Genomic DNA, 15,270 nt, shown 5'->3' on the forward strand with positions numbered 1-15,270 from the left:
AAAACCATGAACAACATGATTAACGAATTAAAAAAAATCACCCTTTTTACCTCCATTATGGGAATGGCTATTGCCAGCTCCTGCCAGCAAGCAAACCAAAAAACAGAAAAGGAAACGGCAAACACGCCTAAAAAACCCAGCTATTTATCGCAGCCCATTATTACCAAAATTTATACGGCCGACCCATCTGCGCACGTTTTTAACGGAAAAATTTACATTTACCCTTCGCATGATATCGAGGCTGGCACGCCGGAAAATGATAATGGTGATCATTTTGACATGAGAGATTACCACATTTTGAGCATGGACAGTGTTAATGGTAAAGTTACCGATCACGGTGTGGCATTAAGCATAAAAGATATTCCATGGGCCGGCAGACAACTTTGGGCGCCCGATGCTGCCTTTAAAAACGGAACCTATTATCTGTATTTCCCGGTTAAAGATAAATCTGATGTATTTAGAATCGGTGTTGCTACATCAAAAAATCCAGCAGGACCATTTAAGGCTGAACCTGAACCTATTAAAGGAAGTTATAGTATCGATCCGGCGGTGTTTACAGATACCGATGGCTCCAGTTACATGTACTTTGGTGGAATTTGGGGCGGGCAGTTGCAACGTTGGAATAACGGGAAATACGACGCCAATGGATCTAAAACCGATTCACAGAAAGAAAATGAACCCGCATTGAGTGCTAAAGTAGCAAAATTGAGCAGTGATATGTTATCTTTTGATGGTGAAGTAAAAGATGTTCAGCTTGTAGATAAACAAGGAAAAGCATTACTCACTAATGACCACGACAGACGTTTTTTTGAGGGTGCATGGATGCACAAATTTAATGGAAAATATTATTTTACTTATTCAACAGGCGATACCCATTATTTAGCTTACGCGATTGGCGATAAACCCTATGGACCATTTGTTTATGAAGGCACTTTTATGAAGCCCGTTCAAGGTTGGACTACCCACCATTCCATTTTAGAGATAAAAGGCAAATGGTATATCTTTTACCATGACACCCAGCTTTCGGGAAAAACACACCTTAGAAATGTGAAAGTGACCGAATTGAAGCACAATGCCGATGGAACAATCCAAATGATTGAACCATGGGTTGAATAAGTGTAAGTTGAAAATAAGGTTGTTATGTGGAATTGAAGGAATTGATGAGTTAATATAGGTAGAACTATTATTATCCCCAGGTTTCAGGAATTGACAAATTGAGAAACCGGGGCAAAAAAGCCACGCAATACAGCTAGAATTAATAAGCTCAACGGGTAGCCTTGCAAAATTGGCGTAGCTTTGAAAGCTTTTATCTTTCCAACTCCTCTTCAATTTATCGATGGAGATTTAACTTCAAATATTAAATTTCCATCGATAATCTACAATTACTTACTTACAAACAGCAACTGAGAAAAATTAAACAGATCATTTTTCCAAACTTTAAAATCATGCTTTCCGGGTTCTTTGTAGAAAATATGAGGTACTTTGTGCTCAACCATATAATCACGGGTGCGTTCGCTGATTGTTAAAAGCCTGTCTTCATCACCACAGGAAATCCAGAGCAGTTTTATCTTATCTTTTGCTGTATCCGGATTGGGCAATAATTGATCTGGCATTTTGGTATTTGGTGCTGATGAAAATCCACCGATCCAGGCAAACTTATCTAAATTTCCCAATCCAAAATTTAAGGATTGGCCACCCCCCATAGATAGACCGGCAATAGCTCTACGTTCTCTGGTCGTTTCTGCAGGATAATTTTTTTCGATGTATGGAATTAGATCATCTAACAGATCACGCTCAAATGTTGCAAAAGCTGCCACTTTATCTGCAGCCATGATATTGCCCGAAGCACGATCATCGGCCATTGCCCTTCCCATTAGGCAATACGACAATCATATCTCTCACTTTTTTTTGCGCATAAAGATTATCGAGTATGCGTTCTGGCCGCCCTTGATTTAGCCACTCAAATTCATCGCCACCAATGCCATGTAAAAGATAGAGCACCGGATATTTTTTAAGCTTTGAATAGTTTGGCGGTAGATAAACAACGGCCTTTCTTTTCACCCCAACAGTTTTCGAATTGTAGGTGATCGTATCTAGTTTACCATGAGCAATAGCAGGATTTAATTCGTCAAATCCTGCAGGGGCCTGACTGGTCTGCGCATTTGTTACTCCCACAAACAGGCATAAATTTAACAAGAACAATAGCGGTTTTTTCATATATATTGGGTTTTTAGTGTCTGTCATTATTCAAATGAAATGGCAACATCATTAAGTTAAGCACCGCGGTCGTCACTCTGTCCAAAGGACTCCTGTGGAGAGCGTAGTCGAAGATTTCTTTAGATTGATAAAACGTAAATAAATACCCTTCGACTACGCTACAATTGACACATTCAAAAGAAAGGTCGTCATTGCGAGGAGGAACGACGAAGCAATCTTAATGCACACGCTGGTAGCGATCGTTGTAAGATTGCTTCGTCGGCTGAAAAAGCCTTCTCGCAATGACGATAATCTGAAGAGGTTAATCTTTAAAATTCTCCTGTCGTTTATATTGATTTTTATACAATAAATTAACCCTCAGGGTGACATCTTTTTGCGATTTATCCCTTAACTTAATGACATTGAGCGAAAAATAAAACTTAATGGCCATATTTAGGACAAGATTAGGCGGGAAACTATTTTATTTTGCTTCAATCCTAAAATAATCGAAGTCAACATATCCTCCGGCATTTTCAGTTGCGTAATTAAACAGTCCGAAGCGGTAGCCTATAAAATGGGGAAGCGTATACGACATTTGCAGCGGCTCCCCTATCGGCTTCCAGGCTTTGCCATCAAAACTGTAAAAAAAATAACCTTTATCTGTTCGGTTCTCAAAATCACATCTTGCTTTGAGATAAATGGTTTGCTGTCCAGCTGGAACATCTTCACCTTTTACAGTACCATTTTGGGCGCTTACCGTTACCACCGTTTTCTTTGACCCCATGTTTTTTACACCAACCCAACCAAATTTGCGTTGCAGCAACATCAATCCAGCCTGGTCTCCGGTTTTCATATTGGAAATATCAATTGAAGTGATTGCGGTTGATACTGGCCCGATGGTACGCTGGGTTAATGTATTGCGGGCCAGAAGGATATTAGTATCCAACCTGGAAGTGCTAATCCGTAAAAATCCCGGGCGTTTAGTTAGCGACCAAAATAAATGGTCTGGATTGTGGTTCCATTGCCATACCAGTGGAAGTGCGGGGTCCCCTTTTTTGCGTGTAAATTCATCTGATGCTACAATGCCGGGGATTAAGCCCCTACTAGCTGGAAGTTCCAGTGTTTCCGGGACTTTACCATCAACACCCAACACCGGCCAGCCGTCTTCCCAGGTAACCGGAACTAAATATGGAATGCGGCCAACGGATCCAAAATCTCTAAAAAGATATGAAAACCACTTTCCTTCTGGCGTACTGATTAAACCGCCTTGCGCAACCCCCTTATCTTTAAGAGCTACCCGCCCTTCATATGGCCCCATAAGTTTGTCGGAACGGTGTACTACAACCGTACGCATTCCATTTCGTGGCCAGGTAATATTAAAAAGGTAATATTTGCCATTAATTTTAAACAGTTGAGAGCCCTCAGCTGGCAATCCGGCACCTGTACCTGCCGGAAGGCTTGCATTTTCGATAATCGTTATAGGTTTCGTATTGGGTTTTATTCCAGATAAATCCTCCTTTAACTCAACCAAAATAATTTTGCCGGCACCGTATACCATGTAAGGTTTTCCATCCTCAAAAAACAGGGAGTGATCATGGAGCGAAGGTTTAAAAGACATAAGTTTCCACGGGCCTTTTTCGATATCTTTTGTACTGTAGATGTACGTTTTGCCGGTGGTACCAGAAAAAGTACTGACATAATAAATGCCTTGATGAAAACGAAGGCTACTTGCCCACGATCCCCGTCCATAATCCCATTTTCCGTTGGATAAAGTTAATTCATCAGCATTTCCGAGGGTATCATAAGCGTAACTTACAATTTTCCAGTTTACCAGATCAGTTGATTTCATGATGGGCACACCTGGATTCATGTGCATCGTGGTGCTGCTCATATAATACACTTTCCCTACCCTGATCATCGAAAGATCGGGTACATCGGCAAAAATGAGCGGATTGGTCGCTTTTTGCGCTTCAACGTAAACTATATTTAGCACAAAAAAGAGCGATAATGTAAATATTTTAAGATTCTTCATACAGGTTAGGCAGCTTTTCAACTTGCACTGCGTTTATATTCGGTATTCAAAGCTATTCAGAAATGTGCAGATCAACGAACTGCTTTGTTCAAATCTATGTTACAAATGTTTTTAATTCAATCAATCCCGTTACAGAAAAACAAGCAAACTAACCAAATGTGCTAGTAAAATTGATGAAATAAAGTAGTTGCTGATTAAGGTTCTCGATAATTTAGCAGCATTGATTGAAATTAACCAAATTTATCTTTTATGAACCTTAAATCCACCCTAGCCTTTTGCGCTTTTCTCTTTGTTCTTACAACTGCTCAAATCAGCTCCGCCGACGAAGTTATAGTCGGTTACCGTCATTTGGCAGACCCTGGCACCCTTGTTTACAACGGAAGAGTTTATCTCTACGCATCTAACGACGATGAGAACTCTTACGATAAAAATAGCGGCTACAAAATGAAATCGATCGTTTGCATTTCGAGCAGCGACATGAAAAACTGGACAGACCATGGTGTGGTATTTGAAGCACCAAGAGATGTAGCCTGGGCTGGCAGAACCTGGGCTCCGGCAGCTATTGCCCGCGACGGCAAAATTTTTCTATACTTCGGAAATGGTGGCAATGGCATCGGCGTAGCAACTTCGAGCAGTCCGACAGGGCCATTTAAAGACCCAATTGGAAAAAAACTCGTTGAAACCGAAACGCCAGGTGTACTTCCTGCACCAAATATGTGGTTATTTGATCCAATGACCTTTATTGATGATGATGGCCAGGCCTATATGTACTTTGGTGGTAACGGTGAGAGCAACGTTCGGGTAATTAAACTTAACCGGGATATGATCAGCGTAGATGGCCCTGCAACTTCTATTACTGCTCCTGCCTTTTTTGAGGCTTCATGGATGCATAAGCGCAATGGGATTTATTATTTCTCTTACTCAACCAACCCGAAAGCGCAGATGCGCATCGATTATATGATGAGTAAAAGCCCCACAACTGGATTTACCTATGGAGGAATCGTTGCTGCGCAACCGCCAAAAAACAATAACAACAACCATCAGGGAATTTTCGAATTTAAAGGGCAATGGTACCATGCCTACCACAACAGGGCTGTAGCATACAAATTGGGAATCCCCACAGAATTTAAAAGAAATCTGGCTGTTGAGGTATTAAATTACAAGGCCGATGGCAGTATCGAACAGGTAACCTATACGGCAGATGGAGTACCACAGGTGGAAGGATTAAATCCCTACGTCCGTGTGGAAGCCGAAACGATGAATGACCAACAAGGTGTTAAAACTGAAACATGCAGCAAAGGTGGTTTAAATGTTACGCATATTAAAAACGGAGATTGGATAAAAGTTAGGGGCGTAGACTTCGGCAAAGGAGCGAAACGATTTTCGGCTTCGGTAGCAAGTATTGGAAAGGACAATAAAATTGAACTCCGATTAGGTAGCCCTGACGGAAAAATAATCGGAACACTTGCTGTGCCAAACACCGGTGATGCGCAGACCTGGAAAGAAGTGAGCTGCAAAGTTGATGGGGCGACAGGAAAACAAGATCTTTTCCTAATCATTAAAGGAGCAGAAAAACCAGAAGTAAATATCGATTTTTGGACATTTTCGGCGAAATAAAAACTTATGTTAAAACTAATCCGCTTATCTATAACAGCTGTTTTGTTCGGGCTTACACATCTGGCAAGTGCCCAAAATCCTATCATTCAGACGATTTACACGGCAGATCCTGCACCATTGGTATACAAAGACACCGTTTTTCTTTACACTGGTCATGATGAAGACAAATCTACCTGGTTTGTGATGAAAGACTGGCACGCCTATTCGACTGTTGATATGGTAAACTGGACGGATCGTGGTTCTCCACTATCTTTGCAGACCTTTAGCTGGGCAAAAAAAGATGCCTGGGCTGGTCAGTGTATATTCCGTAACGGAAAGTTTTACTGGTATGTACCAGTGAACGAAACCAGTGGCAAAGGAATGTCTATCGGCGTAGCCGTAGGTGATAGTCCGACCGGACCTTTCAAAGATGCAATTGGAAAACCGCTGTTGCACAGTGGGAATGGTGACATAGACCCGACTGTTTTTATTGACGATGATGGACAGGCTTATCTGTATTGGGGCAATCCTTACCTAAAATATGTAAAGTTAAATAAGGATATGATCTCGTATTCGGGTGAGGTGATTACCGTTCCGCTTAACAAAGAAGGTTTTAATGTTCGCTATAAAGATGCCGACAAACGCCCCTCGGCCTATGAAGAAGGCCCCTGGCTTTATAAGAGAAAAGACTTGTACTATTTACTTTATCCGGCAGGAGGCGTTCCCGAACATCTGGCCTACTCAACCAGCAAAACCGCAAAAGGCCCCTGGAGTTATCGGGATACAATCATGACCGTGATCAAAAAAGGTGGTGCATTTACCAACCATCCCGGCGTGATCGATTATAAAGGCAAATCTTTTTTCTTTTATCATAATGCCGCTTTACCGGGCGGTGGTGGCTTTAATCGCTCGGTAGCCGTAGAAGAATTCAACTATAATGCAGATGGCACTATTCCAAGAATTGAAGCTACAGTTGGTGGTGTTAAACCTGTTCAGCATTTTAATCCTTATCAAATTTCGCAAGCCGAAACCATTGCCTGGGAAGAAGGGATAGAAACCGCAATCTCACCCAAAATCGGGGTTTACGTAACGGAGATTAATAATGGAGATTATATTAAAGTAAGAAGTGTAGACTTAGGGAAAGGTGCAAAATCATTTGAAGCCCGGGTAGCCAGCAGAAATCAGGGCGGAGAGATCGAGGTTCGCTTGGATAGTTATTCAGGAACCCTGTTAACTACCCTAAATGTAAAGCCAACCGGCGATAACCAATCATGGAACACCCAATCGGTAAAAATCGATAAAAAGCAAGCTGGCGTGCACGATCTGTTTTTCATATTTAAAGGAAACGAAGGCGATTTATTCAATTTTGACTGGTGGAAATTTGACAGATAATGTGGCCAGTTTAACAGAAACCTCGCAGGTATTGCAGCACCTGCGAGGTTATTTTTTAACTAATCAACCTGGAAGAACTCTTCGCAGGTAGCCTAGGTAATATCAACTATTTTTCAATAGGTTTCTGGCAATAAGATCAACAGAAACCTGTATTATTTATTTTGCTTGTAAATGGCATCATTGCCGCTATAATCTAACCATTTAAAAGAAGCTGTACTTTTAGTGTTTTCTCCAGATGAAGTGCCATAAAGCGCGTAAAGTGAGCCGACAAAACCTCCTGCGGTTTCGGTACTCAAAAACTTTCCATCCACATTATCCTTTAATATTTTCCATTTGCCAGGGCTTTCAGCGTATAGAAAATTATAAAGTCCGCGATTAGCTTCTATTTTAAACTGCAGGGTTTTAACTTTTACCGGAGTTTCAACAATCAAGTCCATCCCCTTAGTGGTTCGGTTTCCTTTGTAAAGCTGAACCACCTGCTTGCCATCTTTTATTGATTTGCAGATGAAGTAAAAATTATATTCACCTTGAAAGATAAGCATCCCAGCTTTTTCATTTGGCTGCGATGCCGTAAAGGTCATCTCGGTTGAAGCGCTACCGGTTAAATGCTGCTGTCTTTTACCGATAAATGCCGGATTTCCCAGTCCCATGCACGTTTCTGGCAGTAACCTCATTGTTAAGCCATTTTTTTTATCTAACCTATACCAGCTGGTATCATTGGTTCTTAGAAACAATAACGATTGATCGAGTTTTTTATCGAACGTAGTTCTGTAGGCAAAATTTCCACTTTGTGGCGGGGCTATCTGTTTTACTTCCTTAAAATCAGCAGTATAACTATATTGAACTTCTTTTTGGTCCGGATTGATGATTGGCCAGCCATCTACCCATTTAACCGGAGCAATAAATGTTTCTCTGCCAGTATTATAATGATTGCCTTCATAAGGCCTTACAGCCAGGAAAATGGCGTAAGTTTTACCATCTGGACCGTCAACCAATTCAGCATGACCGGTAGAGGTAATCGGGTCTTTACGGTTTGGGTCTAAATCGCGTTGTGTCAATATCGGATTTTTCTCATAAGGAACATAAGGTCCGGTGGCTTGTTTACTTCTTAAAATCACTTGTGAGTGATTAACGGAAGTACCTCCTTCGGCAGCACAGAGGTAATACCAATCGCCACGTTTAAAAATATGCGGTCCTTCAATCCAGACCGGTTTTTTGCTGATGTCTACCCCACCATTTACCAACTGAACTTCTTCACCCACTACTTTTAGGCCTACCGGATCAAACTGAAAAGTACGAATAGTTCGGTGCCCTGAATATAGGGGTTTATTATCTGGCGCATCGCTGTTATAAACGATGTAGGCTTTGTCCTGATCAAAAAACAGTGAGGGGTCAATCCCTCTTACTTGCGGGAGCCAAATCGGATCACTCCATGGTCCTTCAGGTTTTTTTGAGGTCATTACAAAATTTCCGCGCTTATCGATATTGGTACAGGTCATATAAAATGTCCCTTTATAATAATTGATTGATGGTGCGAAAAGCCCTCTCGAGGTACGATCACCGAAAAAAGTCATTTGTGATGGGCGATCGATCACATTGCCGATCTGCTTCCAGTTTTTTAAATCCTTGCTATGGAACACCGGAACCCCTGGAAAGTAGGCAAAGGTTGAATTAACAAGGTAATAATCGCTTCCTACCTTGGTTACACTGGGATCAGGATAAAAACCTGCCATAATCGGGTTTGTAAATGTAATTTGTCCGTAAGAATAGCCAGTATAAAGAAAGGCCATAAAGAGAAGAAGTTTTTTCATAAAGTGCACGTTGATTATGCTCAAAACTAACATCTACGGCCTTACTGTCATGAGCCATTTGTTCAAAAGAAAGCTCCAGATGTTTGTTTTTAAATAAGAAATTATACTGAGAAGGATTTTAAAGCTTCACCCGTTTATCTTTTCGTTTTACATTGATATATTCGGAGGGAAGCATATTAAACTGAGCTTTAAAAAGCTTAGAAAAATAGCTTGGTGTACCAAAACCTGTCATGTATGCGATTTGTGCAACGTTGTAATCACTTTTCTCCAATAATTCTACTGCCCTTTCCAGTTTTACGGATCTAATGTATTCGATTGGTGTCAGACCGGTGATTTCTAGCAGTTTGTGGTAGAGAGAACCCCGGCTCATGCCCACATGCCTGCTTAGTTCCTCTACTGAGAGTTCTGGATTGTTAAGTTTTTCATCAATATACTGGACAATTTTATTCAACAACTTAACCTCACTAGACTCAATTTCTATTTCTTTAGCCTGAACCTGCACCTGTTTAGAATACGCATTTTTCACCGAGCGATTAAACAACAATAAGTTGTCGATTTTCGCATGGAGAATGTCAAAATTAAAAGGCTTGGTGAGGTAGTCGTTCGCACCGGATTTTAGGCCTTTAACCTGGTCCTCTTCTCCACTGATTGCGGTCAACAGGATAACCGGGATATGACTTGTTCTTTTGTCTGCCTTTATTTTCTGGCTTAGCTCAATGCCATTCATTTCTGGCATGCTGATATCGGTAACAACTAGTTGTGGGTGCCCAGAAAGCGTTTTCTGCCAACCTTCTTTACCATTTGATGCCTCTATAATATGATAAAAAGGCTGCAGACTATCTTTTAGGTAAAATCTAAACTCCTCATTATCTTCAACTAAAAGAATAGTGGCCATCTTTACCTCGGTAATTACTGACTCCGTAACGGATTCATCCGGTTCTTCATTAAAACCATAGGCTGTATCATCAACCTCTCGATCATCTTCTTCATCCATTATCTCAACTGGTATCGAAACCAAAAACGCGGTTCCTTTTCCAAGTTCACTTTCTACGGTAATCTGTCCACCGTGCAGTTCTACAAACTCCTTTACAATCGACAATCCGATTCCACTGCCTTGATTTAAGATAGAGCTTACATTGTTATCCATAAAAAAACGATCGAACACCCTATCTTTACTTTGATGTGCAATACCTATCCCGGTGTCTGAAACCTCGATACAAAATACAGGTTTAGTTTGATCGGTAGCGGCTCTTAAGAACATGTTAAGAGATACTTCTCCACCTTCTTTTGTAAATTTAAATGCATTAGAAAGCAGGTTAAATATAATTCTTTCCATTTTATCCTGATCAAAATGCGTTTTCAGACTCTTAATATCGCTGTTAATACGAAGTGAAATTTTCTTGCGCTCGGAAAGATCCTGGAATGCTTCTGCGGCTTCACTGATAAAAGTAATAAGGTCGGCCTCGTTCAGGTTCAACTTCAGTTCCTGTTCTTCCATTTTTCTAAAATCGAGCAGTTGATTTACCAAGTTTAACAGCCTTCGCGCGTTTCTACGGATCATCTTTACCTGGCCAGCTACAGCAGATTCCTGTTTAACAGCAAGCAGTTTATCAACGGGAGCCAAAATCAATGAAATCGGTGTTCTAAATTCATGACTTAAATTGGTGAGGAATTTGATCTTTTGTATATCTAACGCGTGGGCACGTTCGGCATCCCTTCGCTGCTGTAGTATCCTTTGTTCGGCATTGATCTGCGCTTGTTCAATAGCAAGTTGCTGTTTAATGCGCTGAATTCCCCTTCGCCTAATGGCAAATAGGATTGTGCCGATTAAAACTACATAAAAAACATAAGCATAAATAGTTCTCCAGAAGGGTGGTTGTATATGAACGGAAATTGAAGTGATTTTATCACTCCAAACCCCGTCGTTGTTACTTGCCCTTACCTGAAAAATGTAATCTCCAGGGTCCAAATTTGTATAATACGCTGTTTTCTCCTTGCCAACTTCATTCCAACCATCATCCAAACCAACAAGGCGATAGGAATAGTGGTTTTGTTGCGGCGCTGTATAATTTAGCGCTACATAACTAATTGAGAAATTTTGCCCATAACTCAACTTAATCTTTTTTGCGAAGCCAATTTGCTCTTGAATAGGTGATTTTTCACCAGGAAGTACAACTGTATTGGCTACCTTTAGTTCGGTAAGCAATACATTTGGAACCACACTGTTGGAAGGCAATTCGAGCGGATTAAAATAGTTAAAACCATCTTGCCCGCCAAAATAAAGCTCACCGTCTGAAGTGCTGATTCCCGAACCCAATATAAAAGGACTGTCTTGCACCCCATTGGGGCGTCCGAAGTTTTTTATTTTTTTTGTTTCTGGATCAAGACAACTGATGCCATTGTCGGTACTAAACCAAATCAGTCCGTCTCTGCCTTCCAATATTTTGTATACAATAGCATTAGGCAATCCGTTTGTTTCGTTAAAATTGGTAAATTTTCCGGTACGGCGATTGAAAAGATCGAGCCCGGCACCATCCGTTCCGGCCCATATATTTCCCCTACTATCACATAACAAACTCAATACCACATCATTAGAAAGCCCGCTATTTGCTTTTCGGTATACTTTAAATTTCCCGTTGTTACGCTGAAATACGGCTATTCCTGTTCCGCTGGATGATATCCACATATTTCCGTAAGGATCCTCGACAATTGCACGTATAAAACCATTGCTAGGGAGCACCATAGGTGGCGAGGATTGAGTGCCGTACCGGGTAAATGAATTCGTCTTATAATCAAATACATTAACACCAGTTCCGTTTGTACCGATCCATATCAAACCCTTGCTATCTTCTTTGATTGCGAAAATTTCGTTTTGGCTAAGATCAGTTGCCGATGGTCCGGCCAGGAACTGTTTGTAAGTTTTGGTTTTGGAATTATAGGCAAATAAGCCATGCTGGTAAGTGCCCACCCAAAGCGTGCCCCTGGAATCGAGCATTAATGTAAGTATGGCCAATGGATTTCGGGAGAAATCTATTTTGCTCTTGATGTCAATATGTTCGAACACGCCTTTATCACGATCGAAAAAGTGTAGTCCTCCGCCATCCGTACCCACAAATATTTTTCGTTTTGAGAATTCGGCAAAAGAAGTGACAATGGGCGATGAAAGACCTTTGGGATCAAACGGGCTGCTATGCTTTAAGTTAAACAGCGCTAAATTCGGATCGAATTTATTAACACCACCTTGGTAGGTACCTAGCCAGATAATCCCATTATTGGCCATACAAATGCTCCTAACCGATTTGTGACTAAGGCCAAAGGTTTCGCGTTTATTGGGACGAATGTTTGAGAATACCTCGGTGGCAGTATCGAAAATAGTTACGCCATCTTCAGTTCCTAGCCACAATTTACCGCCCTTTTCCAATCTGGCAGAATAAATAATGTCGCCTGAAAATAGCCTATCACCGGATTGCAAAAAAGATTTGAAATGCTTTTCATCATCCAACAACATATTGAGGCCATTGTAGGTGCCAAAAAATATCCGTCCCTTTTCATCCTTAACCATAGTTTTAATGAAATTATCAGTTAGGCTTGAAGGGTCATTGGGATGATGGATAAACTTCTCGGTAGCACCGTTGGTTAAATTAAGGGCCAAAAGTCCTAAATTAGTGCCGATCCATATCTTATTGCCGCTACCTTGAAGAAAAGAAAGCACACTGGAACCGTTGCCCATTAATGCATTGATGCCTACATTTTTTACCTTAAATGTTTTGGTATTGATCACCCGGTAGCCGCCAAAAGTGCCTACCCAAATATTTCCTGTTCTATCTTCGTAAAGTGTTAATACATTAAATGGGATGTTACGATTCGGGATACCTTCACCTACAAATGATTTAAATGTATTTTTTTTAGCATCATAGTAAGCTAAACCTCCTCCGTTTGTACCCACCCAAAGTCTTCCCCTCCTGTCTTCTAAAAGTGCCGAGATATTGTTAGACGGAATGCTCGTGCTATCGCCACTTTTAGTAGTATAAACGGTAAAATTAGTTCCATCAAATTTATTCAGCCCATCGCTGGTTCCAAACCATACAAGACCATTATGATCCTGCAGGATTGTATTTACAGTATTTGAAGAAAGGCCATTTTTAGTATTAAGGGTAATGAAATTGGGGTTACTTTGTCCCTTTACTATAGTGTACGTCAATAACAATATCCCTAGAAGTGACATTGCGCTTATACCTGATACTCGTTTTAACATCATAACAATAGATTCACGCTTTAGCGATCTGGATTGTGATTGTACTAATGCAGGGCTCGCTTAGCTTACCTTGGTACACTGTGGATTTATATTTGCTTTGTGCGTAAATATAGTTAACACCCCTAATTTAAACTATTTTATTTCAGCCTCGAACGGGGATGCCGGCAAGCCCTCTGCGTTATACAAATTTGCACCGTCGGGATTATCCGCCCAGGCATATCGGACAGCAACAGGACTGGAAATACTATCGTTCCAAACTATTACGGTGTTACCTTCAATTTTAGCCTTAGCCCACACATATTTTTTATCGGCACCTGCAATGGCAAAATGATAAAGTTCGGGTTCACCTTTTGCAGTTAGTCCACTTCCCACATGATCAAAATTCAAAATCACCTTATTGCCCTGAACCGTTGCTGATCTGTAGACCGGACCTGAGTAAACGATGTTTTTTTCACCGTAAACTAGTTTTTCGGCCCATAAAGCCAAACGTTCGCCAATTGTTTTTTTGTTCAGGGGATGAATATCATTCCATTCGCCGGCACCGAGCCCAACAGACATTCCTGTATTTGGCACTTTTAAGGCTTGGAGCTGGCTCTGCCGAAGTTGTGCCCAGTCGCTCTCAACCGGAACATAATCAACCTCCATATAGTTGGGTAATTGTGCAAATAAAAATGGAATATTACCTAAGCCCCATTTATTCCTCCAATCGTTAATTAGTGCAGGTAGCAGTTTGGCGTATTCTTTTGGCTTGCCTGCATTTGTTTCTCCCTGGTACCATAAAAAGCCACTTATACCATAGTTGATTGCGGGTGCAACCATGGTATTGTAAAGTCCAGTAGGAGAATTTTGTGCCACAATTGGCTGAACTTGTTGTCTAGACGGGGAATAGCTTGGTTTAGTAAATACTTGGTCCACCTGGTAATTCCATTCCCCTCTTAAGTCAATTATTTGTCCGTTAGCCTGTATCGAATAATTTTTATCAGGCACAAAGCCACCTTTGCCAGTTGTATTTGTAACTTTTACTAAAATGGTGTTTTTTCCAGGCTTTAACAGGTTTGCTGGCACATTGTATCTTCTTGGAGGATACTGATAAGTGATATTGCCCACAAAAATGCCATTTACAAAAGTGGAATCAGCATCGATAATACGCCCCATAAAAAGTTTTGCTTGTACGCCGGTCATCCCCGCAGGAACATCAATTTCCTTTTTAAAGTACAGGATACCATTCAGGTTTCTTACGCCCTGGTCTGCCCAATAGCCTGGCATCCAAAACTTATGCCATGTTTTTGGAACATAGGATGATTGCAAGGTTTTATCTGACATAGGCAGCACCTGTTTTTTTAGGCTGTTCATATAAGTGGTATCCCGAAAGTTTTTGATCTGGGCTTCAGCTGCAGGAAAATCCTTAAACGCATCTATACTCATCCAAGCCTCTATTGGTGTTCCGCCCACGCTGGAATTAATGATCCCAATGGGAATTTTGTATTTTTGATAGAGTTTTTTGGCGAAGAAATAAGTAACTCCTCCAAACTCAAGCAATTCTTTACCTGATGCTAATTTCCACTCCCCTTTTGGCAAATCCAGTGATTCTTTGGATACATCAGCCTTTGTGGGTACAAAGAAATTCCTGATTTGAGGAAAATTATCATTCTTAACTTCGTTTGGATAATTTTCTTTCAGTCTTTCCATTGCCAACACCATGTTAGATTGGCCTGCGCAAAAATATACGTCTCCAATTAAAATATCGGTTAATGTAATCAAATTCTGCCCTTCAATGGTCATGGTATATGGGCCTCCGGCTTTCATTTTAGGAAGCATAATCAACCACTTCCCATCGCTGCCGGTAATTGTCTCAAACTTTCTATTATTAAAAGAAAGTTTAACTTTCTCATTTGCACTGGCCCACCCCCAGATCTTTAAATCTGTATTTCGTTGTAGCACCATTCGATTACTGATTAGCTGTGGAAGTTTTACCTCAGCTTTTGTCT

Annotated in this window: 9 protein-coding genes; 3 read left to right on the top strand and 6 right to left on the bottom strand. The window is 40.9% G+C overall.

What is annotated here, in order from left to right; translation table 11 throughout:
* Positions 1-15 precede the first annotated feature (15 nt).
* Positions 16-1,116: a glycoside hydrolase family 43 protein gene (locus ACN9MR_RS14540; protein ID WP_426324642.1), complete on the top strand. Its 1,101-nt coding sequence runs from the start codon at positions 16-18 to the stop codon at positions 1,114-1,116.
* 266 nt (positions 1,117-1,382) lie between these two features.
* Here ACN9MR_RS14540 and ACN9MR_RS14545 read toward each other — a convergent pair whose 3' ends face one another.
* From ACN9MR_RS14545 to ACN9MR_RS14555, 3 genes are all read right to left on the bottom strand, one after another.
* Positions 1,383-1,874, bottom strand: a complete 492-nt coding sequence (locus ACN9MR_RS14545) for an alpha/beta hydrolase (protein WP_426324643.1) — start codon at positions 1,872-1,874, stop codon at positions 1,383-1,385.
* Positions 1,852-2,217 (bottom strand): alpha/beta hydrolase, encoded by a 366-nt coding sequence (locus tag ACN9MR_RS14550; protein WP_426324644.1) that lies wholly within the window; start codon positions 2,215-2,217, stop codon positions 1,852-1,854. The genes ACN9MR_RS14545 and ACN9MR_RS14550 overlap by 23 nt, the downstream gene beginning before the upstream one ends.
* Before the next feature lie 460 nt (positions 2,218-2,677).
* Positions 2,678-4,228: a glycoside hydrolase family 43 protein gene (locus ACN9MR_RS14555; protein ID WP_426324645.1), complete on the bottom strand. Its 1,551-nt coding sequence runs from the start codon at positions 4,226-4,228 to the stop codon at positions 2,678-2,680.
* Positions 4,229-4,477: 249 nt separating this feature from the next.
* On the opposite strand from ACN9MR_RS14555, the gene ACN9MR_RS14560 reads away from it, so the two are divergent.
* Both ACN9MR_RS14560 and ACN9MR_RS14565 read left to right on the top strand, forming a co-directional pair.
* Positions 4,478-5,845 (top strand): glycoside hydrolase family 43 protein, encoded by a 1,368-nt coding sequence (locus ACN9MR_RS14560; protein ID WP_426324646.1) that lies wholly within the window; start codon positions 4,478-4,480, stop codon positions 5,843-5,845.
* A 6-nt stretch (positions 5,846-5,851) separates the two neighbouring features.
* Positions 5,852-7,216, top strand: coding sequence for a glycoside hydrolase family 43 protein (locus tag ACN9MR_RS14565; protein WP_426324647.1), 1,365 nt, complete (start codon positions 5,852-5,854; stop codon positions 7,214-7,216).
* A 152-nt stretch (positions 7,217-7,368) separates the two neighbouring features.
* On the opposite strand, the gene ACN9MR_RS14570 is transcribed toward ACN9MR_RS14565, so the two are convergent.
* From ACN9MR_RS14570 to ACN9MR_RS14580, 3 genes are all read right to left on the bottom strand, one after another.
* Positions 7,369-9,027 (bottom strand): glycoside hydrolase family 43 protein, encoded by a 1,659-nt coding sequence (locus tag ACN9MR_RS14570; protein ID WP_426324648.1) that lies wholly within the window; start codon positions 9,025-9,027, stop codon positions 7,369-7,371.
* A gap of 118 nt (positions 9,028-9,145) precedes the next feature.
* Positions 9,146-13,228 carry a hybrid sensor histidine kinase/response regulator transcription factor gene (locus ACN9MR_RS14575; protein ID WP_426324649.1) on the bottom strand — a complete coding sequence of 1,361 codons (4,083 nt, stop codon included), beginning with the start codon at positions 13,226-13,228 and terminating at the stop codon, positions 9,146-9,148.
* 186 nt (positions 13,229-13,414) lie between these two features.
* Entirely contained in the window at positions 13,415-15,226 is a 1,812-nt protein-coding gene (locus ACN9MR_RS14580; RefSeq protein ID WP_426324650.1) for a sialate O-acetylesterase, read from the bottom strand.
* Positions 15,227-15,270 lie beyond the last annotated feature (44 nt).

Origin of the sequence: Pedobacter sp. R-06, from assembly GCF_049913135.1 — a bacterium.
GTDB lineage: Bacteria > Bacteroidota > Bacteroidia > Sphingobacteriales > Sphingobacteriaceae > Pedobacter.